Origin of the sequence: Mucilaginibacter gossypii (assembly GCF_017569325.2) — a bacterium.
Taxonomy (GTDB): domain Bacteria; phylum Bacteroidota; class Bacteroidia; order Sphingobacteriales; family Sphingobacteriaceae; genus Mucilaginibacter; species Mucilaginibacter gossypii.
The window spans coordinates 6,462,701-6,487,085 of sequence record NZ_CP071878.2; the positions used below are offsets into that span (position 1 = coordinate 6,462,701).

Genomic DNA, 24,385 nt, shown 5'->3' on the forward strand with positions numbered 1-24,385 from the left:
GAACACCAGTCTGTTTCAATTCAAAATATACATTGTATCCAATTAGTTACCCGTTGCAATAGGTAAGGGAGTTAAACTTTTATGGCCTGTTATTGTCATATACTTACAAACAAACAATAACACCAAATGAAAAAGATAATTTTAACAGCTGCCATATTATTAAGCAGCTTAACCGTAAAAATAGCCAGCGCGCAAATAAGCTTAAATATCAACATAGGCAGTCAGCCGGCATGGGGGCCTGTAGGTTATGACCATGTAGATTATTATTACCTGCCCGATATTGACACCTATTACGATATCAATGCCCACCAGTATGTTTATTTTGATAATAATGTTTGGGTTCATGGGGCTATGTTGCCGCCACGTTTTGGTAATTATGATGTATATCGCAGCTACAAGGTAGTAGTTAACGAGCGCAGCCCTTGGATTAGGAACGATGTTTACAAACGTAAATATGCTTCATACAAAGGCCGTCATGATCAGGTTGTAATTCGTGATAGCCACGATGAAAAATACCGTAACCATTGGGTTGAACGTAAAACCGTGCGCAGGGTTGACGTAAAACAAAAATCAAATGGTAATAAACGCGGACATGATGGTCATGACAATCACGGCAATGGCCACCGCGATTAAGTTTTTGTATTGTTATAATTTTGATTGTTTTTATGAAGGACTGTCCCCCAAAAAGGACAGTCCTTTTTTCTTGCAATTCCCCTTATATCTTCCCTTAGGGGCATAGTTGGTCTTCGGCACAAAAGTTGCCCGTTTATGTCACATTTGGGTTAACTTTTATAGTTTGTTTACTTAGGTTTAGCTATAAACAAACATTATATTCGTTACTTAGTTAACCGATTTATTGTTAAACGATTTAAATCAAATTACACCATGAAATACCGAATATCCATTTTGGCACTGCTTGTAGTAGCAGTATTAGGCCAAAGCTGTGTAAGCAGCAAAAAGTACAAAGAACTGGATGCTAATTACACCCAATTACAAAACAGTACCAAAGACCTAAGCATTAAGTACCAAACCAGCGAACAGGCCCTTGCCGTAGCACGTAGCCGTAACAAAAGCCTTGAAGAGCAAATTGAGCAGCAAAAAACAAATGTAACCGCTTTGCAGGATGCTTTGAACAAATGTTTAAACTCAAGCAGTCAGGGCAATGTGAACATATCAAAGCTGGTTGATGAGATCAATGCTTCAAACCGCTACATACAACAACTGGTTAACGCTAAAAACAAAAGCGATTCGCTTAACATGGTGTTGACCAACAATCTTACCCGCTCATTAACTCCGCAGGAAACCCAGGATGTTGATGTAAAGGTTTTGAAAGGAGTGGTTTACATTTCATTATCTGATAATATGCTGTATAAATCGGGCAGTTATGAAATATCTGATAAGGCGGGTGCTACTTTAAGCAAGATAGCCAAGATCATTATGGACTATAGCAATTATGACGTGCTGATTGAAGGTAACACAGATAATGTCCCTATTTCGCAGAAAAATATCCGTAACAACTGGGATTTAAGTGCTTTACGTGCCTCATCAGTAGTGCAGGCCCTGCAAACCACTTACCAGGTTGATCCTAAACGTTTAACTGCCGGTGGCCGCGGTGAGTATAATCCTATCGCGGATAACTCAACCCCGAGTGGTAAAGCACAAAACAGGCGTACTCAAATTATCATAACACCAAAATTGGATCAATTTATGGACCTGATAGGCAAAGCACCGGCCGATCAGCCCGCGTCGCCTAAACAATAATTGTAGTTTAGCTATCAATATTTCAAGCCACCCGGTTAGGGTGGCTTTTTTTATGCAGCTATTTTCGTATGTTTTTGCAGACAGTATTGCAAAGCCTAAAGCAGGGTTACGGGAATCCCGGAAAGCTTTTATTTTCCATATAATTATTAACCGAATGATAACAAAACACAGTTTTTTTAATTTAGAATATTGCTCATTTAATTAAGACGGAAAATAACCAGCATTTGCTGTGTTACAATTAATTGAGCTTGCTTCATTACACTAAGGTTACCATTACAATGGCATTTGTTTTGAATAAATGGGGCAACAGATATTAAGACAGGTTAAACCACGGGCTTTAACTATAGTCATATAAATATAACTTATTACACGCGTTATGAAAAAGATGATTTTATCGGCAGTTATTTTGTTAAGCTGCTTCTCTGCAAAAATAGCTTCTGCACAGGTTAGTATTGGTTTAGGGATCAACATAGGCAGTCAGCCCGATTGGGGGCCTGTAGGCTATGATCATGTTGACTACTATTACATGCCTGACATTGATGCTTACTACGATGTGCCAACCCATAATTATATTTACTATGAAAACAACGTATGGGTACACCGCAGGTATTTACCTGTAAGGTATCGTAACTATAATGTTTACAATGGATATAAAGTTGTGGTAAATGAGCGTAACCCATGGATACGCAATGCATACTACAGGGATCATTATTCAGGCTATCGCGGCCGTCATGATCAGGTGATTATCCGTAACAGCCGTGATGTAAGATATGTCAATCACTGGCGCGGCGGCGACCGCGGATGGCATGGCGGTAACCCAAACAGAGGCGGATGGCACGGTGGCGGTGATCATGGTCATGGTGGCGGTCACGGTGGTGACGGCGGACATGGTCACGGCGGTGGTCACGGACATCACTAATAAACATTATTATTTAACAAATAGGCTTCCCGAAAAGGAGGCCTATTTTGTTTCCAGGGCGTATCTATAAGTTCATTGAGGCTCAGTTTAAGGCATATTTACCTTCCAGCCTTCAAATGGTTTGACCGTAGCACAAATGGGACTGCCGTCTTTTGTTGTTCCCGGAAAGCTCGTTATAAGGAATGCAGTTGGATGATGGCTAAGCTGGGTTATCATGTCCCAGGTTACTCCGGAAAGTGGAATTTTAACCCTGCGGCTCCAGCCTCCCACCTGGCCTGCATATTCACCCACGTCGATATAAAGGAATTGACTTGCGGGCTTTCCCTGTACAAACGGCCCCGAAAATCGAGGTTCATTAATCTTCTGCGGATCGCTTTTTAATTGAATCGTCAGATTAAATTGGATATCCAGCCCATCGGATCGTTGTGTCTGAATGGTTTCATATCCGGTTCCGCTACCCTTTTGAATTCCGAAATCTACCCCCACCGGAGGATTTTGAAGAAGAATACAAAGTTGAATATCCATATACAATTATAATACAAACCAATCTTCAAAAGTTTTATCCGGAGTATTTTCTTTTAAGCTGAGGCACTACCTAACGTTCAGGATGTAATAAGCGTTTTACTTTTGCTTATGTTTGTATTTTATCAAATTGAATACTGATGTATACGCTTTCGGAAGAAAACTATTTAAAAGCTATTTATCGCCTTGCATTACAAGGAAAGGATTTTAAAATAACGCCCACCGCCATTGCCGAATCACTCAGCAATAACCCAGCCTCGGTGGTAGATATGATCCGTAAGCTTACCGAAAAACAATTGATAGAATATGATAAAAAGAATGGTGTAAGGTTAACCCAGCAGGGCTTAAAGGATGCTACATTAATTGTACGCCGCCATCGACTCTGGGAAGTTTTTTTATTGGAGAAATTAGGCTATCACTGGGATGAGATCCATGATATTGCCGAAGAACTGGAACACATTAACGATGCCACCCTTGCCGACAGGCTGGATAAATTCCTGGGCTTTCCCGAATATGACCCGCATGGCGACCCTATACCTAAGGCGAACGGTAAAGTGCCCAAATCCTATTCTGTAAGCCTTTCTGAGCTTAAACCTGGTTCCCAAAGCCATGTTGCCGCCGTGCGTGACACCAGCAGTTCATTTTTGCAATACCTTCAACGGCTGAACATAGGAATAGGCACAAAAATTCAGTTGATTGAAAAAATCCCATACGACAGTTCGCTGGTGATAAAAATTGAAAACCGCGGGGACACCACGGTTTCGCAAAAGTTTGGCGAGAATATATTGGTGGACTAATTTTAGGTTAAAGGCGAAAGGATAAAGGTGAAAGGTTCAGTTAATCTTTACAAAAAAAGCCTTTTACCTTTCGCCTTTGTCTTTTTACCTCTTTTATGGTTTCCCCGTTACTCTTGATGATTCGGCAAGTTCACCGTCAACGTCTACATCAAAGTAGAGGCGGTAGATCTCCCATTCATTTTTGGGTTTGTAAAACATAAACGTCATGCGGGCCGGTTGGCCTTCGTGTTTAAGCAGATAGCTGTACAGTACCAGGCTGTTTGAAGCCTTGCGTTGCATGATCAGGTCCTTGCCGAGATATTTGCCTATTACACTGCGCATAGAATCTATTTTGACAATAATCCCGGTAAGCCGGGTTGAATCCATCTGCTTGTTGCTTTTAAAAATATCAATCACTGCGCGGGCTGTGCCTTGCTTGTCGTATTCTTTAAAAAACTTATCAATAAAGGTTTGTACCCCGGTTACCGAAGCCGCGGGCGAAGTTGCGGTGGCAGCGGTCGCCTGGGTTTGTGCCAAGGCAACATTGCCGGTGAATACCAGCGCCGATACAATAAAAAATAAGGGTTTAAATGCTTTAAAGTAGGTGTATCGCATGTTCAAAAATGTTAATTTTTAAAAGTAGGCATTTTTTACAAATCCCCCAATAATAGCTATTAAGATGATTGAAATGTGGCAAAGCGGGCAGCTAAAATAAAGTTTCAAAAAATAAAGAGCCCGGTATTCTCATATCTGGCTCTTTACATATTTTATATTAAAACGATTACTTGGTAACGTACATTACTTCTTTAACCGCTTTGATCACCCTTTCAGGGTTTGGCAGGTATTCCTGGATCAAAGTTGGAGCGTAAGGAAGCGGAACGTCACCGCCCATGATACGCAGGATAGGAGCGTCAAGGTAATCAAACGCGTCTTTTTGTACTTTGAAAGCAACCTCGGTAGCAATTGAACCTAACGGCCAGCTTTCTTCAATAATTACCAAACGGTTTGTTTTCTTTACCGATTCGATAACTGTAGCATAATCGATAGGGCGTACAGTACGCAGGTCGATCACTTCAACGTGGATACCTTCTTTTTCAAGTTCGGCAGCAGCAGCGATAACCACTTTCATGATCTTGCCAAAGCCAACTAAAGTAACGTCAGCACCTTCTTTAACAACTTTTGCTTTACCCAATGGGATATAGTAAGTTTCTTCAGGCACTTCACCTTTATCGCCATACATTAATTCCGACTCCATAAAAATAACCGGATCGGGATCAAGGATAGCTGATTTTAATAAACCTTTAGCATCGTATGGGTTTGATGGTACAACCACTTTTAAGCCAGGGCAGTTGGCATACCAGTTTTCAAAGCACTGGCTGTGCTGTGAGCTAAGCATACCTGCATTACCGGTAGGGCCGCGGAAAACGATTGGAACTGAAAACTGGCCACCGCTCATTGACATCATTTTGGCAGCGCCATTGATGATCTGGTCGATAGCTACCAGTGAAAAGTTGAAAGTCATGAACTCGATGATAGGGCGTAAGCCATTCATTGCCGAGCCGATGCCGATACCGGCGAAACCCAATTCAGAGATGGGCGTATCTATAACACGCTTTGCGCCAAATTCGTCCAGCATTCCCTGGCTTACCTTGTACGCGCCGTTATATTCGGCAACCTCTTCACCCATCAGGTATATATTCTCGTCGCTGCGCATTTCTTCGACCATGGCCTCTCTTAGCGCTTCTCTGAATTGTATTTCTCTCATTATAGTAAAATGATGTTTTTTTGCGAACGCAAATATAAACACTAATGTGTTAAATGCAATTAACCGTGGTATTGGTTTGATTTTTAATACATATATTTTACATTTAAAATCGAAAAAAAACTGATAGTGTCCATTTAATTCAAAAATTAACAATGGCTTATTCTAAAAATGGCAATCAAATAACGTTTTCCGAGGATAATAGCATCGATTTTGAATATCCAATCGAGGAAATTTTTGAAGTTGACGGTATTTTAGTTGTTACATTGAAAATACCCAACAATGTTCGTGATCGTCGTAATGTTTTTGCCTTTAGCAGAACCGGCGATTTTTTATGGCAGATAAAAGATGTACCGCTCTATCACAACGGCGATTTCTGCCCCTTTATAGGAGCACTTGCCAATAAGCAAAACGAATTTGTATTATTTAACTGGTGCGATACCGCTGTTATCATAGATCCGCAAACCGGTAATGTTATCAGAACATATCAAACAAAGTAGCTTTGTTTATATCTTAATCCGGATATTGATTTTATCCAATAGCCCCGTAAGCCATACCATTACAAAAGCAAATACAATACACTTGATTAAGCCGCCGGTGCCCTGGCTCAGGTATTCGGGGTAGCCTATCCTGCTCATTTCATATATTGGATAAAACAGGAAGGGCACTATGTAACAGGTAAAAGTGTTGGTGCCGGCGGGCTCTATCACCTTAAACCAGTTGTATTTATTTTTAACATCAACCAGGAAAATAAAGAAAGCATATACCACCAAACTAATGCCGGTACAAATGAGCACCCATGAAGGGGTATCGCGTTCTTTAGAGATGCCGCCACTGAAATACCGCACTATAAAGCCCAGGTTAAACAGGATGATAGCAATCAGGATCATGGCCACCCAAAGCATCTTCATTTCGTTATTGGCCTTGAGGCGCATGTACAATACCGAAATAAATACCCCTGCCATGGTGAACGACTGCATAGCGCCATTACCCGCAATCCAGATATAGCCCTGCAGCTTGTCGATAAAATCGAGAAAGCCGAAGTGCACATCCAGGTTAAAGAAAATGAAGAACATCCAGGCCGCCAGCTGTACCCATAAATGCCCGTCGGAATAGTAATAGATAAGCGCACAAAGCATGTATGACCATCCTATCAGGCCTAAAATACCCCACCAGGTAAAGTGAAGCCAGGTATGCCCGGGGTCGCTGGTACGATACAGAGCCGCCATGCCTGCAAGTAACAATATACCGAAGCCCTGCAACAAATAACGTTTAGTTGGTGACGTGTCCTTGCCGTAATCTAAAAAAATGAAGAAGAAACTGAATGTAACCAGGCTTTCCCAAACGGGTTTGGGTAACAGGGTGGCAGCTTCATTGTAGGTTTCCATGTTAGCATGAAAAAAACCTATAAAAATGAGCGCGAACGAGCGGCTTACTATTCGTGATAGTAGCTTGAAATTGTCGCCCTGCTTTAACCTGTTTTGAAAAGCAAAGGGAATCGAAAGCCCGACTATAAATAAAAACGCGGGAAAAATAGTATCGGCCAAACCCAGCGCATCAACATTTGAGCCCGCGTGTTTAAGCCATGTTGGGGTATTCGGAATGCCATCCAGGTCATTCACAAATATCATGAGGAACATTGTTACAGCGCGGAATGCATCTATTGAACGTATGCGGCTAAGAAAATTATTCATTCAGTCATGTAAATGCAACAAGCAGCGTAAATGTTTTAATTTAACGGTAATTAAATTGAAACATTACTATTACAAGGCTTTTTTAATCTCTGTCGCGGCTTAGCTTGCTGAATAAAAGTGGATTTTCATTAAGTTCCAGCCCTTCCTTACGGTTCTTTACAATGTGGATAGCTGTAAACAGCGCTTCGCGGAAGGAGATCTCAGAAGCCTGGTTTTTTCCTGCTATATCATACGCAGTTCCATGATCGGGCGAAGTGCGTACAAAGCTTAACCCGGCTGTAAAATTAACACCCGTTTCAAAGGCAATTTGTTTAAAAGGGATCAGGCCCTGGTCGTGGTACATGGCCAGTACAGCATCAAACTGCAGGTAAGTGCCATTGGCAAAAAAGCCATCGGCCGAGTACGGGCCAAATGCCAGGATATTGTTTGAGCGGGCTTCTTCAATAGCGGGTATAATGATATCTTTTTCTTCGCTGCCGATAAGGCCGTTATCGCCGGCATGCGGGTTAAGGCCCAATACCGCAATTTTTGGCTTGCGTACCCAGAAATCATTTTGCAGGCTTGTGTTCATTAGCTTCAACTTGGCCAATATTTTTTCGGCGGTAATGCTTTCGGCAATTTTTGATACCGGGATATGACCTGTAACCACGCCAACACGTAATGTATCGCTCACTAAAAACATCAGCGATTCGGCAGCACCATCGTATTGCTGTAAATATTCGGTATGGCCGGGAAAGTGGAATTTATCGTTCTGTATATTATCCTTGTTAATAGGAGCCGTTACCAGGGCATCTATATAGCCTTCTTTCAGGTCATAAACAGCGCGCTCTAATGATTTAAAAGCGTACTTGCCTCCTGCTTCCGTAACCTGCCCTATATCAATCTTTACATCTTCCTCCCAACAGTTGATCATGTTAGGTTTGCGGAAATGAGTTTGTGAAGGATCATTGATCACCAAAAAATTGAGCTCATTAACCTGGGTTGCGCGACGGTGGAACGAAGCCACCTTGGTATGCCCGTAAACAATAGGCGTACAATAATCATAAATCTTACTATCGGCCAAAGTTTTAATAATTATCTCTAAACCGATGCCGTTTACATCGCCAATGCTGATCCCAATTTTTAATTTATCGCTCATTATTTTTTATGATTTCACCGAGTTTTATGATTTCACCGATTTTTTTAAGCGGTGATTTCAATATTTTAACAGTGATGATTATTAATGGTTTATAAAGCTAAACGACCTTTTGCCTTTTGCCTTTCGCCTTTAACCTTCAACTTAGGCAAACCTTTTGCCTTTAACTTTTCGCCTTTAACCTATCTTTACACCTGCAAATAAAAGATTTTAAGCTTATAGTTCCTGATAAAAGCACAAATATGATTTAATTTGCTCAAATATTTGATTAATAATGACATTGGTAAGGGCAAAAAAACATTTAGGGCAACATTTTCTTACTGATAAAAACATAGCAGCAAAGATAGTGGACAGCCTGAAACCCGAAGGGCGTTTCGGCCATGTGCTTGAGGTGGGGCCGGGCATGGGTGTACTGTCTGATTTTCTGCTGCAAAAAAGCGAGTACGAAACATCACTCATTGATATTGATACCGAATCGTACGATTTTCTGAAAAAAAAATACCCGCAATTAGGTACCCGCCTTATCAATGCCGATTTTCTGGAGCTTGATTTTAAAAGCATTTTTCCCGAAAACTTTGCCATTATCGGTAATTTTCCCTATAACATCTCATCGCAAATACTTTTTAAGGTGCTTGACAACCGCCAGCAGGTGGTTGAGGTAGTGGGCATGTTCCAGAAAGAGGTTGCTGAACGTTGTGCCGCCAAACCAGGCAGCAAGGAATATGGTATACTCAGCGTGTTTTTACAAGCCTACTATAAAGTGGAATACCTGTTTACGGTGAAGGCCGGTGTATTTAATCCTCCGCCCAAGGTGCTTTCGGCAGTGATCAGGCTTACACGCAACGATAAACAAACACTTGATTGCGACGAGAAGCTATTTTGGCAGATAGTAAAAGCGGGTTTTAATCAGCGCCGCAAAACCCTGCGCAACGCCATATCGTCACTCATCAATAAAGAAAAACTGACTGATGAACCTGTCCTCGATCTGCGTGCGGAAAGATTGAGCGTAGAGGATTTTGTAAAACTTACTAACGCGGTTTCAGCGAGCAGGTAGGTAATCAACGTTCTGCGCCCTCTAAATCTCCCCCAAAAAGGGAAGACTTACAATGACGTCTCCATATTTTTAATCCGCTACTAAACCTGCAACTGCCGCTAAAAAATCAATGCTTATTCCCAAATCCAAACTCTCTGTATGAATTTGGTACGTCATCGGTATTGCTGAAGGCAAAGGTGAAAGTAGTACTCCAATTCTCATAGTCGGCTTTTTTATCCTGCGATGGTTCAACATGGGTTGAACTGACCATATATACCCCCTCCCGGCTCAGTTTAAAAAATACCAGGCCATTGCTGTCGCTCAATAATTTTTGCGGAACGATGGTGCCGTTCAAAGTACGTACATATTGCATCACCACAGCATCCTTCATAGGTTTACCTCTAAAAAGCACCTGGGCGGTAACATCATCGCCATAGCTTGATTTATAGGGATTTTGCTGTATTACAATTTCATATTCCTCACCCAGGGGTTTATCAAAGTCCTTACCGTTAGCTTTATCAACAGAAATAAGGGTTTTGCTTGACTGGTGATACTTTTCAACAAAGTATTGCTGACTACTGGCCCGGGCTTCTTCGGCCATTTTATCGAGGCCTTCACTTTCAAGCGCCCTGATAAATTTATTCCTTTCCGATTCTGTTTCATCATCCCTTACCAGTTCAAAAAGTGCAAGACCGGAGTTTTGCAGCTCATAGACAAGCAGACTGCTATCGGCAGAGTTACTGACTTTTGAAAGGTCCGTTTTCTTTGAGCCTTCATACAGCATAAATTTAGTTGCCTTTGCTGTGGCAAGTTTAAATTCATTTTCGGGTTTAAACTCGTTGCCGCTCAACAAATGCAGGTTAAGCTTATCGCCTTTGTGAACGTAAAAATTATGTGGCAATAAGAAAAAATCCTGCGAACTGGCCGCAAAGCCTATCATGAGCAGTAATATAATGATGAAAATAGAGGTGCGCTTCATAGTTTTTGGATAGTATCACCAAACATACAAAGTTTTAAAAACTTCAGTAGTTTTACGTTATGATTTTTGACAGGAAAAACCTCGATAATGATACTTTGCTGGAATTTTATAAAAAAATGCTGTTTCCGCGCATGGTTGAAGAGAAGATGCTGATCCTGCTGAGGCAGGGCCGCATTGGCAAATGGTTTTCGGGTATTGGCCAGGAAGCCATAGCAGTTGGCAGCGCCCTTGCTATGAATGCCGACGAATATATTTTGCCTATGCACCGCAACCTCGGTGTTTTTACATCGAGAAATATCCCCTTGTCGCGGTTAATGGCGCAATGGCAGGGCAAACCCTCGGGCTTTACTAAAGGGCGCGACCGCTCCTTCCACTTCGGTACCCAGGAGTATAAGATCATTGGGATGATATCCCATCTCGGTCCACAGCTTGCCCTGGCCGATGGCATTGCCTTAGCGGATGTATTATCGGGTAAAAGAAAATCAACCCTTGTTTTTACAGGCGAGGGTGCCACCAGTGAAGGGGACTTTCACGAAGCACTTAACATAGCCTCTGTTTGGAAACTGCCGGTAATATTTCTGATCGAAAATAATGGCTATGCCCTTTCAACCCCAACCAGCGAACAATATAATTGCCGCGAACTGGTTGATAAAGCCGTAGGCTACGGTATTGAAGGCCGCCGTATTGACGGCAATAACCTGCTTGAAGTTTATAACACCATAATCTCACTTAATAAAGCTATTCGTGAAAATCCGCGCCCTGTTTTGCTGGAATGTATGACCTTCAGGATGCGTGGCCATGAAGAAGCATCAGGTACCAAATATGTTCCCACTAATTTATTTGAGTGGTGGGCAGGAAAGGACCCGGTTACAAACTTTGAAAAGTACCTGATTACCGAAGGGGTTTTGTTTAAAGACATGATCTCTGTTATCCGTAAGGAGTTCGCCGCCCTTATTGAAACCGAAATTGAAAAGGCTTATGCCGAAACAGATATTATACCGGATGTGGCCACCGAAGTGCAGGATATGTACAAGCCTTACAGCTTTCCTGCTGTACAGCCCATATCATCGCCGGTTACCAGTAAGCGCTATATAGATGCCATTAGCGACGGGCTTAAACAAGCTATGCGCAAACACTCCAACCTGGTGATCATGGGGCAGGACATTGCCGAATACGGCGGCGCATTTAAAATTACCCAGGGCTTTGTTGAGGAGTTTGGTAAGGCCCGTGTACGTAACACCCCCATTTGCGAATCAGCAATTGTTGGTGCAGGTATGGGACTTGCGCTTAACGGCTACAAAGCTGTGGTTGAAATGCAATTTGCAGATTTTGTTACCTGCGGCTTTAACCAGGTTATTAACAACCTGGCCAAAACGCATTATCGCTGGGGGCAGGGGGTTGATGTAGTAATACGGATGCCCGCGGGTGCAGGTACCGGGGCAGGCCCCTTCCACTCGCAAAGCAATGAAGCCTGGTTTACCAAAACTCCCGGCTTAAAAGTGGTTTACCCGGCTTTTCCGGCAGATGCCAAGGGACTACTGCTTGCCGCTATTGACGATCCTAACCCGGTAATTTATTTTGAACACAAATACCTGTACCGCAGTATCAGCGCCGATGTGCCTGATAATGATGTAATGATAGAGATAGGTAGGGCTAATGTGATTAAGCAAGGCGAAAAGGCCAGTATAATTACATTTGGTCTTGGTGTACACTGGGCATTGGAGTATGCAGACAAACATCCCGATCAATCCATAGAGATCGTCGATCTGCGCAGCCTGCAGCCCTGGGACCAGGAAGCGGTGGAAACCAGTGTTAAAAAAACAGGCCGGGTGCTGATTTTGCATGAAGATACGCTTACCAACGGTTTCGGCGCCGAAATTGCAGCCCATTTGGCCGAACATTGCTTTAAATATCTTGATGCTCCTGTAATGCGTTGTGGTAGCCTCGATACGGCTATCCCCATGAATAAAGCCTTGGAAGATCAGTTTTTGGCCAAGGCGCGATTGGAAGAAAGCATGGAAAGGCTGCTGGCTTATTAGGCAGGGCCCCCGAGCTATACTTCTATTCCTTTAGGTTTCATGTCGCGCTGGGCAGCACCATTAAATATTTCGTTAACTCTTGATCTTAACTGATTATTGGCGATCAATTAGGGTATAATAAAAGACTATACTGCTTATCTAATTGCCTTTGGGTTTAAGTGAATCACAATTGAGTTTTTATAACAAGCATAACTATGGTTAATATTTTAAGCGTATAAATTATTTTTCAATAAAAAAGGATTGTTCAACGGGTATTGCTGTTTGCAGTTTAGGCTCACGATTGTTGCCATATTGCCAGGCTACCACGGTAACTTTTACCGGGAAACGGCTTCTCGGCGGAATCGCTGTAATATTTAATGTATTGCCTGATAGCTCCGCCGGGCCTTCTAATACATAAAACCCTACAGGCACCTGTGCATCTGAGCTGGCATCCAATTTTATTCCCTTTGCATGTGCCTTTTGGTTGGGGACCGGTAAAAATGTAATATGCTGCTCCTTCCCCGCTGTATTGTGTGGCGGCACAAGCATCTGTGATTGCTGTACGGCCGGTTTATACTCGGCATCTCCGGGATGGGTAGCAGCAAACCACAACTCATAACTATGCGGGTTCTCCCAAAAACCGGCCTGCGGGCTCAATCTGAAAGTGGAATCATTTAACTTAATAACCGGGCCTGTAATGCGGTTAATGGCAATAGGAGTATTCCCGGCAGCATGCCCTATAGCGGAACCAGCCGGCATGCCAGCCCAAACAGGTAAGCGGGGACTGCCCCCGGGTACCGTATCATAAAATGCAGCATGGAGTTTAAAAGTGATGCCATCGGCTTCAGGTTCAAATTTCAGGTTTACCTGCTGGTGCGTATTACGCTGTTCAACCATCCCGCCATGCTGTACATAACCTATGAGCTGTGGTTTTTGATTACGATGTTTTGCCTGGTAGGTTATTGTTGCCCGAGCTGTTTCTTCATCAAAATACCAGAAAGCTTTTGAAGCATCGCCCTTGTACCTGCCTACAGGTGCTGCATCCGCGGCGGGTAATTCATTATAGCGCCATTTATCAACCAGCCAGCCGGTTTTTGTCGGATCGATATCAATCAATTTCGGAACATTACCCGGAGGCACATTTTTTGGTAAGCGGTACTGCATGGCTTTTTTAATGTAGAAGGCCAGGTAACCGGTTTTTTCAGGCGTGGCAGCGAAATGCCCCTGTGCCGGGTTGGATAGCATACTCAATGGTAGCAGCGGATGTTCCTGTCTTTCTTTTAATCCCTCATCGCTCCAGGTGTTGGCAGCTTCGTATTCGCCCATTGTTTCCAAACAAGGCACATAATCCAGGCTTTGATCTTTACTCCAGATATCGGGAGCAAAAATGTTTCTTACATATGGCCATTGCCCGCTTACTGAGATGCAAGCAAGCGTACGCGAAGGGTTCCAGACACCGAAATAATAAGGCGCACTTGCCGCTGCCGAATGTCCAATAGGGATCACCGGCGCTGTTTTCAATTCGCTATAACCTGAAATATCAGCGAGGTCATTGATCAACGCGTTAAACTGATCTCCGGCGCCTTCGTTAAATAAAAACTTGAGATTGAAAGCTGGGCTAACCCAGATCTCCGCAACACCCAGCTTGCCCATATCCCCTCTGAATTGAGGATCTTCCAATATGGATTGCTCCTCCATATTGTTTTGAGCGAATATGACGGCCTTCACTTGCTTACAATTCGGCGATATCCATAAAAAAGCCCTTGACGGCTCTCGCTTGGTACCAGCAGGCTTAACCGCCACCGACCATTGCCAAACAGCCGCCTGTGCTACCGGCAGATCCGCCAACATCAGCGAGCTTAAAAAAATAAAATAATGACAATACCTTTTCATGATTCTAATTCAATACAATTTCAGTATCGGTGCTTGCCGGCATATTAAAACACCATTGTTTATTGAAACCCTGATTTACCGGCTCGCCTTTTATCGTTACATTATTGAGTGTGGTTGTATGGTGGGCAGATAATATGAGGGTTGATATAACTATCCGGGTGCTTTTCATTAATGTTTAACTTTATAAAGTTTAGCGCCGAATAAAAAGATCACCGCGTAGCAGATTATCGGAAGGTAATAAGCGTGAGCCACACTATGATTGGCTATCTGCCCCATTACCATTGGAAATACCGCGCCTCCTACTACTCCCATCGCTATAAAAGATGAAGCCTGTTGTGTATGACTGCCCAGGTTTTTGATCCCCAAGCTAAAAATGGTGGGGAACATAATGCTAAAAAAGAAGTTGATCATCAGCAGGGCGATGTATGATGTCCAGCCCAGGCTCTGTGCAACTATCAGGCACATTAAGATGCTGCCGCAGGCAAATGCCGCTAATAATTTATTGGGCGCGATATAAGTCATTAACGAGGTTCCCACAATACGCCCCAGCGCCATCATCCCCATAAAAATAACCATAAAGTAACCGGCCTTTTCATTACTGAAATGCATAATATCCACACCGTAGTTGATGAAATATGCCCATGTGCCGGCCTGCGCCGCCACGTTAAAAAACTGTGCCGCAACTGCCCATACGAAATGCGAATGCTGATACAGTTTTTTTGATGGCTCCACGTCTATGTTAACCGCATCAGGATCGATGGCCGAAGTTTCTGCATGAGGATCTGTTAAAACCGGAATTTTTAAAAACATAAAAGCAACCGCTATAAGTATAATCACACAGCCGATAGCTACATACAGCGTTTTTACGGAAGTAAGATCAGTTGAATGTACCGTGTCCGAACCTAAAAGGAAATATGAACCAATGGCCGGACCGATCATAGTACCTACCGCGTTAAAAGTTTGTGCGAAGTTTACACGCTGGTCGCTCCGGCGCTGATCGCCCAGGGCGGCCGCAAAGGGATGCGCAACAGTTTCTAAAGTAGCCATACCGCAGCCCATAATAAATAAGGCTATCCTGAAAAAAGTAAATGAGGCTGCGTTGGCTGCAGGGACGAAAAGAAATAAACCCAGGGCAAATAAAATCAACCCCAGTATTACGCCCGGTTTATAACCAAACTTCTTTAAAAAATATCCTGCGGGGATACTCATAATAAAATAAGCCCCAAACACGGAGAACTGGATTAAGCCGGATTGAGATTTGGAGAGATTAAGCACATTTTGAAAATGCTTGTTCAGCACATCGCTCATTGAATGCAGTAAGCCCCACATTAAAAATAGCGAGGTTACAAATACAAAGGTTACGATGAATTTTTTCTCGGTAAAAGCTGGTTTATTGGTCATATTGTTGTTAAAATTAATTACCCGGATGATTGGCGTTAAATAAGATATTAAGTCCTCGCCTGCTATCAAAAGCCGCAGCAGCACCCATCAGCGCCGCGTCTTCTCCCAATAAAGCTAGTTTTATTTTTAAACTTTCAGCATATGCTGTTAACCTGCTGGTAAGTTCATCCAGAAACATGCCCGATGCTTTTGCAATATTGCCACCAATAACAATTACATCAGGACCTTCAGTTTGGATAATATCCCGAAGGAATAAAGACAGGTTGACCGCAAACTCATCAAAGATGTTCCTGACCACAGCGCTGTGTTTGGACATTGATATCAGCGCGCTCACGCCCGTAGCAGACAGCCCGGTTATTTCATGATATCGCCGTAAGAACCATCTTGTTGAGAAACAATCATCTGCAATGCTATCTTTATAAGGTCCGCTGCCCAGGTTTAAATCGTTCACAATACCATCAACACTCAAAGCTGAACCAAACCCTGTGCCCAGCGTAAGCCCAAGAACCTTACGGGAGCCGGTGCCTGCTCCCGCCACAACTTCCCCTTGTAAAAATGCTTCGGCGTCATTTCGGAACAGGATATCTGCAGCATCTATCCTCAGCTCTTCCGACAGGTATAACTTAATATTTAAACCATAAATGGCCTCATACTTATGCAGGTCTTTGATCCGTGAAATCCCATTTTCATAATCAAATGGGCCAGGCATGGCCAGGGCAACCTGCTGCGCCGGAGATCCGAATTTTTCATAAGCCTGTGTTAATGCTTCCGCCCAGGTTTTAAGTATTTCAGTTGCCGTTCCACGGGAGTCCACAGTTAACCGGGTACGGGTATCTTCAATGATCATCTTTTTTTCCAGATCAATGACCGCTGTTGTAATATGCGTACCGCCGATATCTGCACTGATTACATAATTATTTTTATTCTGTTGGCTCATGTATGCTATATATATTATGGATTATTTTTCCGGAGTGAGGTACACCGCCTCGCCGCCTGATGGCAGCAGGGCAAATTTTAATACTGTTTTACTATTAACAGTTTTACTGCTGACCCTAACGTGCGTCTCAGTATTCACCGATGGGTCATCGCTGTAAATAGTCGCTTTATACTTTTTACCGGGTTCTAAAAAACTCAGATCAAGTTTAATTTCACGAGCATCATTGTTGGTGATAGTACCTACAAACCAATCTTTTCTGCTCCTGCGGGCTGTAGAAATGTATTCGCCGGGTATTCCCTGCACTATTTTTGTTTCGTCCCATGTGGTTGGGATCTTGTCCCAAAATTCCAGTTCGGGCTCATTATGCTCCGCCGAAGGCTTATCATACCAATACAGCGTTTGCAGCGGGCTGTAATAAATTGCGGCCAGCGCTAATTGATGGGCATGAGTAGTTTTAATACGTTTATTAAAATAACAGAAGGTATAATCGGCTGCTCCGGCAATATACCGTGTAAAAGGCAGCACGGTATTGTGCGTGGCATCGGGCATTTCCTCGTTACCACGGATCCCTTCGGCCGACATCAGGTTTGGCCAGGTACGCTGCTCGCCGGTTGGCCGCCAGTCGTCATGAATGTTTACCATGATTTGGGCAGCTGCCGCCTGCTGAATTGCCTTTTCCACCCAGGTTGTCCAGCGGTGAGAGCCCTGCTGCACAAAACCAAATTTTACGCCTTTAACTCCCCATTTATGGTAGATGGTAAATAAACTATCACTTTGAGCTAATAAACCCTGCTGATTAACATATAACCAAACACCAACACCCTTATCCTTGCCATATTTGATTATACCGGGCAGGTCAAAATCAGGTATAGCAACCTTGGTAGCATCCGAGCTAAAGCTAAACGCCGGTCCGTACCATTTCCAATCAAACAGAATATATTGCAGGTTATGCTTCACCGCGAAATCAATATTTGTTTTTGCATCATTTGTCGTCATGGCCATTACCCGCATGATTTTACCGGGTTTAATCCAATTGGTGTTGGCTATTGCCGATGGCTCATTAAGATTCAACATCATGTAATTATGTTCAATCAGGTCGCCCGGTTTTTCAGCTATCATGATTGCCCGCCATGGTGTGCCTACCGGCGAGATGAGCTGCGCCCCGCCAAACATAGAGGTTACCAGGGTAGATGGTTTATCGGCACTCAGTTTAAATTTGGTGCGCGCATAATCAATTAGCCTGGCTTCTGCCAGCGCTGCAAAAAGGCCATTAGGCAGTTCGATGGTTAACGGCCGTTCGCTTTCGCCGGGCCAGTTTTTTAGCGGCAGTTTGTAATATGGCGCTTGTGCCCAATTGGCAAACCAGGCTTGGGTGCCTTCAGGCAGGTGAAACTCGGTATTTTCTGCCCTGATGTTGTAGTAGGTTCCTTTAGGGTTTTCGGGGAAATAATAACGGAATGCTACCCCCTCGTTATAAACCCTTACCTGAACCTGCATCACATAAATGGGATTGTCATCCTTTACCAGCGTAATATTCATTGCGTTGTAATGATCACTAATCATCGCCCGCTCTCCGGTAACTGGTGCCCATGTAGTATCATGCCGGGAGGAATCAACGCCCGTGATCAACAGGTTTTCGCACCAGTTTTTATGCTGATCGACCTTCAATGCCATTGCTTTTTCTGAAAGATCATTATCCAGTTGCAGATCGAGGACTGACTCCAGAATTACCGGTTTGTTTTTATAATCCACGCTATAGTGCATCGTACGCTTCCCGGCCTCAACTTTTTGACGGAACCTGAATGTTATATTTTTATCCGGCGACCGAAGGCTAAGTACAGAATCTTTTATTCCCTGTCCCCGAACCACACTGATAAAGCAGCTTAACCACAAACCCGTAATCAATATTATTGCGTTTTTTTTCATGTCAGATAGTATTTATCCAGATAAGACAAATAATTTCATGATTTATAATCATATGAAAAGCAATTAGCAGCAATAATTACAAAGAGGATTCGGATCTTACTAAGAGATAGTATGTTACAGATAAGTAAGGGTAGATAAATAGGAGCTAAAAAAGTGGGAGCCCGACATGTGCGAACATGTGACAATTGAACCGGCCACTTTTAACCACCCGTTGGGGCCTTCAAGGTTGAATTTCGGCCAGGGTATGATTCCCCTTCCGGCCGGTTCATAAAACTCTCATCTTAAAATGCCGGGGCTTGTCATAAACTCTTCAACGTTGCAAAGACTTAAGTGGGGGTAACGCTGTTAACTGACCGGCTTTTATCCTTGCCCGATAGGGAAAGTAATGGACAACGGCACTACCGCTGCTCCCGGAATGAAAATAATTTGATAAGCTCTTACGCAGCATTCGAAATATACTTCACCAGGCTTCTTTTGGCCACCGGCAGCAGCGTTTGTTCAAGCGGAAAAGTGATATCGCTACGTACATAATAAACCGCAGGATTGGGCATAAACTTGTTACGATTTATGAGATGCAGTTTAATGCTTTCTGGGGTATTGGTGATACTTTGCTCGTAGGCATCAATAAAAGCTACGTTAATGCCGCGGTATTTATCATCCTTGCCTTCAAAAATAGTGATCTGGTACTCGTAGATCCGGTTGGTGCGTTCCTTGCCATTCTGTAACGAAAAATAACCGTGATAAGGCATTAAAGGGGTAATGCCTACGGGATCGATATTCACGTGGCTTTCTACAAAATCATAAATATCCCTGCCGGTTTTTATAGCCGGGTCCATTTTGCCTAGTGCGTAAGTAATGATCTGCTCTATCTCCTGCATGCTTTGATCATCCATAATGATCTTTTGATAGGTAAGCTTTACGGCGTCGATATCAGCCTGTGTTAAGCGTTGCGGAAAAGCCTGCTGTAACAGCGATTTATTCTTTTTAAAATCGATGAGGTTATTGTAATGAAATATCAGGTCGGCCAGGTTGGGATATAACCGGCTGTTATCAAAGTGACTATTAATTTCCTGAAGGTAACTTAACAGAATATATTTTTTGTATTCAAAATCAATATGACCTTCAATAAACCAGTTTGCGCCTAATTGCCTCATTTTTCAGCCTCCTTTTGATAGCTTAAATTAAACAAAAAACACCAACTTTGCAATATGCCCTATGGAACCCTTTATTTAATTCCCGTACCGCTGGCCGATGATGCGGCTGCAAAATCATTTACACCATACCTTACTGATACCATAAACAGTATCAAGGAGTACATCGTGGAGAATGAAAAAACCGCCCGTCGCTTTTTAAAAGAGGCCGGCTTGAAAACCCCGCAAAGCGAGCTTTTGATCCATGATTATGGCAAGCATAACCGCGACATGGGTAAGGCTGACTTCTTTAAAGGCCTGCAAGCAGGTAATGACGTTGGGCTGATGAGCGAAGCTGGCTGTCCGGGTGTTGCTGATCCCGGTGCTGAGATTGTGGATAAAGCCCACCGCATGGGCATTAAGGTTGTGCCCCTGGTTGGTCCAAGCTCTATTTTACTGGCGCTGATGGCTTCGGGCTTCAGCGGACAAAGTTTTGCATTTCACGGCTATCTGCCTATTGATAAGGTGCTTCGTGCTAAAAAGATCAAAGAGCTGGAAAGCACAGCCATAAAGCTTGATCAAACCCAGCTATTTATCGAAACACCTTTTCGCAATAACCCCATGCTTGAGGAGATCCTGAAAACAGGCAATCCCAAAACCAAGCTTTGCATTGCCTGCGACCTGACCGCCGCAACCGAGTTTGTGCAAACCAAAACCATTGCCGAATGGCAAAAGAAAGTGCCTGACCTGCACAAGCGCCCAACCATCTTTTTACTCTATCACGGCAATAAATGACCATAAGCCAGCAGCATACCCCGGTTATAATAGTAGGCGCCGGTCCGTCAGGTTTGATGATGGCCGCCCAGCTTTTACGCCATGGTGTTCAGCCGGTAATTATTGATAGCAAGCAGGGGCCAACCACGCATTCAAAGGCGCTTGCCGTTCAGGCACGGTCTATGGAGATTTACCGGCAGATGGGCGTCATCGATAAAGTGCTCAATGATGGTAAACGGGGAGGAGGTGTACAGTTTAATCAGGACGGTGAAGAGGTTGCCAGTCTTTCGCTTGCCAATGTTGGCGAAACGCAAACGGCTTTTCCATTTATCCAGATGTACCCGCAGAGCAAAAACGAGCGGTTATTGCTGGATTTTATTACCCTCAACTGCTGCCCGGTATACTGGAACACATCGCTGCTGTCACTAAGCCAGAATTCAGATAAGGTAACACTCAGGTTGCAAAACGGCGAGGATAAACAAACCATTACCTGCGACTGGCTGGTTGCGGCAGATGGTGCCCATAGCACTGTGCGCAAAAAACTGAATATTATTTTTAACGGGGATACCTACCAGCATCAATTTTATTTGGCCGATATAAAAATAGAGGCCGACTTTGGCGATAAGGTTAACCTGTTCCTCTCAAAAAAAGGCTTTGCAGGTTTTTTCCCTATGCCTGATGAACGGAGCTATCGTGTGGTAGGTAACCTGCCCGATGAATTTGATAAAAAAGACGAGCTTCAAATTGGCGAGGTGTTACCTCATTTGCGGAATGTAACCCAACAACAGATCATTGTTGAACATACCAACTGGTTCACTACCTACCGTCTGCATCACCGCATGGCCGATAAATTCAGGCAGCAGCGCTGCTTTTTAATTGGTGACGCCGCGCATATCCACTCGCCGGTTGGCGGACAGGGGATGAATACCGGCTTGCAGGACGCCTATAACCTGGCCTGGAAACTGGCAGGTGTGGTTAATAACCAGCTTAAGGTATCGGTGTTAGATAGCTATGAGCGAGAAAGGATGCCGGTAGCAAAAGAGCTCCTTAATACTACCGACAGGATCTTTAAAATGATCCTGTCGCGTAACTGGTTCATTAACTTACTGAAGAAATATTTGCTGCCTGTTGTTTTAAAATGGGTATGGAGTAAACCCAACCTTCGCGAAGCCTTTTTTAAACGGGTATCGCAAACCGGTGTCTCCTATCGCGATAGCGCCATAAACCTTAACTTAAGCCATGCCAGCCAGATCAAAGCAGGCGACAGGCTACCTTATCTCAAAGTGTTCGACGAAAAACGGGAGGTGGAAACCGACCTGCATGAATGGTGCAGTAAACCGGGTTTTACGCTCATCTGTTTAGGCAAGCTCAAAGAGCTCGACCTGTTTACCATTGCCAAATGGATCACCCAAAACTATGGGGCCAGTCTTAATTTTTTTTACCTGCCGCCATCAGCAAAAAACCAACACATTTTCGATGCTTTCGCCATCAAAGAAAACCAAAAGAAAGCCCTCATCATACGCCCGGATATGCATATCGGTTTTTTAAACGATGTGGTGGATATTGATATGATGGATAATTATTTGCTGAATGTAGTGGGGGTGAAGCCGATCATAGGTCATGGTTCATAGATCATGGTTGCCTGCGAATTGTTCCTGCCTGCGTATTTTCGCCATGAACTATGAACCATCAACCATGAACTAACGAACCACCATCACCCAGCCGCTCATCACATTGCCATTCTTTAAATCTATCACATAATAATATGTCCCTGACGGAATATCCTGGCCGTTAGATCTGCCATCCCAGGCTTCAGGATAGCCTGTGCTTTTAAACACCAGTCCGCCATAGCGGTTAAATACCTGCGTTGTCGAGGTTTGGTAAGTATTCAACGCCTCTATTGCCCAGGTATCATTAACCCCGTCACCATTGGGTGTAAAAGTATTGGGGATAACTACTTTTTTATAAACACGCACAAATACCTGGTCGGTTGCTTCGTCACCGCAGCCTGAGTTTGATACCACGTGCAGGGTGTAGGTGATATCTTCCATTGGTGAAGCTGTAGGCGTAAGCTCAAGGCTGCTGCTCAGGTTATCGGTCGGTGTCCAGTAATAGCTTACGTTGGTTCCTTTGGTGCTGCCGTTAAGTGTTGTTGACTGGCCCTGGGTAATGTACCTGTCGGGCCCGGCATTGGCCACAGGCTTTTTTATAACATCTACTTGTACTGTGGCTGTCGAGGTACAAGTGCCGTTACTTACTGTTACAGTATAAAGTGTATTATCTGTTGGGCTGGCTACCGGGTTAGCGATACTGGCATCTGAAAGGCCCGTTGCCGGCAACCATGAATAGGTTGAGCCTCCGCTGGCGTTTAATGTAACCGAACTCCCCTCGCAAATTGGCTCAACCGCATCAACAGCAGCAACAGGTTGGGCGTTCACTACAACCGGCACGGTTGCTGTGACTTCGCATCCCGAGGATGATTTAACCGTAACCGAGTATGTACCCGCTGCTGCAGCAGTAACGTTATCGATAGTTGGGCTTTGAATGGCCGATGTAAAACCATTTGGCCCTGTCCATTGATAACTCACCCCGGTTGATGCACTTAGCGTTAACGTTGTGCCTGCGCAAACCGGTGTATTGGCCGTTGCTGTTGATTGAGGCGGTGCGCCAACCGTAAGTGTAAGCACATTTGATGCTGACCGGCAAAGTGCCGAATTAATATTACCCGCCTGCGCCGTTACTGCCCGGTAGTAATAAGTACCAGCCACCGATGACGATGTTATCTGGTAACTTGAACTGGTGCTGTTTGCTCCGGTAAGATCCGTCCAGGCCCCACTGCCGTTTTTGTATTGCCATAAAACGGTATAGCCACTGGGGATGGTTGTGTTGAGTGTATAGGTTTGCGGAACATCTGAACAGGCCGATGCTGTATTGGCTGAGCTTGAAGTGCTGAAGCTGGCCTCTATCACAGGGCCATAAGGTCTGAAAACAATATCATCAATGGCAAGGTCATTGGCAGGGGCACCACCGGCGCTGTTATTGATCATTTTGATCACCACATCGCCGACACCAGCCGGTAGCGTAAAATTGAACGACTCCTGCACCCATTGATAATTGTTGTTTGTGCGGGCAATGGTGCCGGTATTAAAGCTTTGAATAATTGTTCCGTCAGTTTTTTCGATGGCGAAAGTGATGTTAGGCGGGCTGATATCATTGCTTCTTAACAAATTCACCACCCAGGCCGAAAACTGGTAGGTGGTATTGGAACATAAACCGGTAATGGCGCGCTTATAAAAATAATCGGTTTTGGATACGCTGGCATTTACCACCATCATATAGCCGCCTGTATTGCCTGTATGGTCTGTGGCCGACCACCAGACATTGCCTGCACCCGCGGTAGTGTTTTCAATGGTATAAGAGCCGTCGCTGGGGAAATTGGCACTGCTATATGTATAACTGGTTGAGCCCGAATCTGCAGGCAAGGCACCAGAATGTGTTGAACTGCCTGAGCCAAAGGTGATGCTCACCACAGGATCGCCGAGGCTTTGCGCGTTTGTTTTACGAACTAATAAAATGAGAAAAAAGCTGATTAGGGGGAGTAACTTTTTTGCTTCCAACGGAATACTGTTTTTAAAAAAGCGCCTGCATGTAACTACTAACACACAGACGCTACTATCGCAACTATTATGAAAAGGGGTACTAATAAACCATTTATGGGGTTATAA

At 43.9% G+C, this 24,385-nt stretch carries 22 protein-coding genes; 9 read left to right on the forward strand and 13 right to left on the reverse strand.

Going from position 1 to position 24,385, the window contains the following annotated elements:
- The first annotated feature begins 126 nt into the window (after positions 1-126).
- From J3L18_RS27740 to J3L18_RS27750, 3 genes are all read left to right on the forward strand, one after another.
- Positions 127-633: a hypothetical protein gene (locus J3L18_RS27740; RefSeq protein ID WP_129567921.1), complete on the forward strand. Its 507-nt coding sequence runs from the start codon at positions 127-129 to the stop codon at positions 631-633.
- 252 nt (positions 634-885) lie between these two features.
- Positions 886-1,761, forward strand: coding sequence for an OmpA/MotB family protein (locus tag J3L18_RS27745; RefSeq protein WP_129567922.1), 876 nt, complete (start codon positions 886-888; stop codon positions 1,759-1,761).
- 376 nt (positions 1,762-2,137) lie between these two features.
- Positions 2,138-2,680 (forward strand): hypothetical protein, encoded by a 543-nt coding sequence (locus J3L18_RS27750; RefSeq protein ID WP_208102370.1) that lies wholly within the window; start codon positions 2,138-2,140, stop codon positions 2,678-2,680.
- Between the two features lie 87 nt (positions 2,681-2,767).
- Here J3L18_RS27750 and J3L18_RS27755 read toward each other — a convergent pair whose 3' ends face one another.
- Positions 2,768-3,205 carry a DUF5990 family protein gene (locus J3L18_RS27755; protein WP_129567923.1) on the reverse strand — a complete coding sequence of 146 codons (438 nt, stop codon included), beginning with the start codon at positions 3,203-3,205 and terminating at the stop codon, positions 2,768-2,770.
- Positions 3,206-3,342: 137 nt separating this feature from the next.
- On the opposite strand from J3L18_RS27755, the gene J3L18_RS27760 reads away from it, so the two are divergent.
- A complete protein-coding gene (locus J3L18_RS27760; RefSeq protein ID WP_091167289.1) occupies positions 3,343-3,999 on the forward strand; it encodes a metal-dependent transcriptional regulator in 657 nt (218 codons plus the stop codon).
- Positions 4,000-4,092: 93 nt separating this feature from the next.
- Here J3L18_RS27760 and J3L18_RS27765 read toward each other — a convergent pair whose 3' ends face one another.
- On the reverse strand, positions 4,093-4,593 hold the full coding sequence (locus J3L18_RS27765) for a hypothetical protein (RefSeq protein ID WP_129567924.1): 501 nt from the start codon (positions 4,591-4,593) through the stop codon (positions 4,093-4,095).
- 166 nt (positions 4,594-4,759) lie between these two features.
- On the reverse strand, positions 4,760-5,743 hold the full coding sequence (locus J3L18_RS27770) for a pyruvate dehydrogenase complex E1 component subunit beta (RefSeq protein WP_129567925.1): 984 nt from the start codon (positions 5,741-5,743) through the stop codon (positions 4,760-4,762).
- A 152-nt stretch (positions 5,744-5,895) separates the two neighbouring features.
- On the opposite strand from J3L18_RS27770, the gene J3L18_RS27775 reads away from it, so the two are divergent.
- Positions 5,896-6,240 (forward strand): DUF7957 family protein, encoded by a 345-nt coding sequence (locus J3L18_RS27775; protein ID WP_129567926.1) that lies wholly within the window; start codon positions 5,896-5,898, stop codon positions 6,238-6,240.
- Positions 6,241-6,246: 6 nt separating this feature from the next.
- Here the strand turns inward: J3L18_RS27775 and J3L18_RS27780 are convergent, their stop codons facing one another.
- Both J3L18_RS27780 and pdxA read right to left on the reverse strand, forming a co-directional pair.
- Positions 6,247-7,434, reverse strand: coding sequence for a DUF5009 domain-containing protein (locus J3L18_RS27780; RefSeq protein ID WP_129567927.1), 1,188 nt, complete (start codon positions 7,432-7,434; stop codon positions 6,247-6,249).
- 82 nt (positions 7,435-7,516) lie between these two features.
- Positions 7,517-8,572 (reverse strand): 4-hydroxythreonine-4-phosphate dehydrogenase PdxA, encoded by a 1,056-nt coding sequence (gene pdxA, locus J3L18_RS27785; RefSeq protein WP_091167301.1) that lies wholly within the window; start codon positions 8,570-8,572, stop codon positions 7,517-7,519.
- A 271-nt stretch (positions 8,573-8,843) separates the two neighbouring features.
- Here pdxA and rsmA point away from each other — a divergent pair, with 271 nt between their 5' ends.
- Positions 8,844-9,623, forward strand: coding sequence for a 16S rRNA (adenine(1518)-N(6)/adenine(1519)-N(6))-dimethyltransferase RsmA (gene rsmA, locus J3L18_RS27790; protein WP_091167303.1), 780 nt, complete (start codon positions 8,844-8,846; stop codon positions 9,621-9,623).
- Between the two features lie 106 nt (positions 9,624-9,729).
- Here rsmA and J3L18_RS27795 read toward each other — a convergent pair whose 3' ends face one another.
- Positions 9,730-10,581, reverse strand: coding sequence for a DUF4198 domain-containing protein (locus J3L18_RS27795; protein WP_090532114.1), 852 nt, complete (start codon positions 10,579-10,581; stop codon positions 9,730-9,732).
- A gap of 59 nt (positions 10,582-10,640) precedes the next feature.
- On the opposite strand from J3L18_RS27795, the gene J3L18_RS27800 reads away from it, so the two are divergent.
- A complete protein-coding gene (locus tag J3L18_RS27800; protein ID WP_129567928.1) occupies positions 10,641-12,620 on the forward strand; it encodes an alpha-ketoacid dehydrogenase subunit alpha/beta in 1,980 nt (659 codons plus the stop codon).
- Between the two features lie 219 nt (positions 12,621-12,839).
- Here J3L18_RS27800 and J3L18_RS27805 read toward each other — a convergent pair whose 3' ends face one another.
- The 6 genes from J3L18_RS27805 to J3L18_RS27830 form a co-directional block, all read right to left on the reverse strand.
- Positions 12,840-14,492, reverse strand: coding sequence for a hypothetical protein (locus J3L18_RS27805; RefSeq protein WP_129567929.1), 1,653 nt, complete (start codon positions 14,490-14,492; stop codon positions 12,840-12,842).
- Between the two features lie 4 nt (positions 14,493-14,496).
- Entirely contained in the window at positions 14,497-14,661 is a 165-nt protein-coding gene (locus J3L18_RS27810; protein WP_189549048.1) for a hypothetical protein, read from the reverse strand.
- Positions 14,661-15,893, reverse strand: coding sequence for an L-fucose:H+ symporter permease (gene fucP / locus J3L18_RS27815; RefSeq protein ID WP_129567930.1), 1,233 nt, complete (start codon positions 15,891-15,893; stop codon positions 14,661-14,663). Before fucP ends, J3L18_RS27810 begins: the two co-directional genes overlap by 1 nt.
- 13 nt (positions 15,894-15,906) lie before the next feature.
- Positions 15,907-16,830, reverse strand: a complete 924-nt coding sequence (locus J3L18_RS27820; RefSeq protein WP_129567931.1) for an ROK family protein — start codon at positions 16,828-16,830, stop codon at positions 15,907-15,909.
- 21 nt (positions 16,831-16,851) lie between these two features.
- Entirely contained in the window at positions 16,852-18,756 is a 1,905-nt protein-coding gene (locus J3L18_RS27825) for a glycoside hydrolase family 97 protein (RefSeq protein WP_129567932.1), read from the reverse strand.
- Positions 18,757-19,193: 437 nt separating this feature from the next.
- Complete coding sequence (locus J3L18_RS27830; protein ID WP_129567933.1) at positions 19,194-19,910, reverse strand: hypothetical protein; 717 nt, start codon at positions 19,908-19,910, stop codon at positions 19,194-19,196.
- A 54-nt stretch (positions 19,911-19,964) separates the two neighbouring features.
- On the opposite strand from J3L18_RS27830, the gene J3L18_RS27835 reads away from it, so the two are divergent.
- Both J3L18_RS27835 and J3L18_RS27840 read left to right on the forward strand, forming a co-directional pair.
- Positions 19,965-20,681 (forward strand): SAM-dependent methyltransferase, encoded by a 717-nt coding sequence (locus J3L18_RS27835; RefSeq protein WP_129567934.1) that lies wholly within the window; start codon positions 19,965-19,967, stop codon positions 20,679-20,681.
- Positions 20,678-22,291: an FAD-dependent oxidoreductase gene (locus J3L18_RS27840; protein WP_129567935.1), complete on the forward strand. Its 1,614-nt coding sequence runs from the start codon at positions 20,678-20,680 to the stop codon at positions 22,289-22,291. Before J3L18_RS27835 ends, J3L18_RS27840 begins: the two co-directional genes overlap by 4 nt.
- 69 nt (positions 22,292-22,360) lie before the next feature.
- Here the strand turns inward: J3L18_RS27840 and J3L18_RS27845 are convergent, their stop codons facing one another.
- Entirely contained in the window at positions 22,361-24,277 is a 1,917-nt protein-coding gene (locus J3L18_RS27845; RefSeq protein ID WP_129567936.1) for a T9SS type B sorting domain-containing protein, read from the reverse strand.
- Positions 24,278-24,385 lie beyond the last annotated feature (108 nt).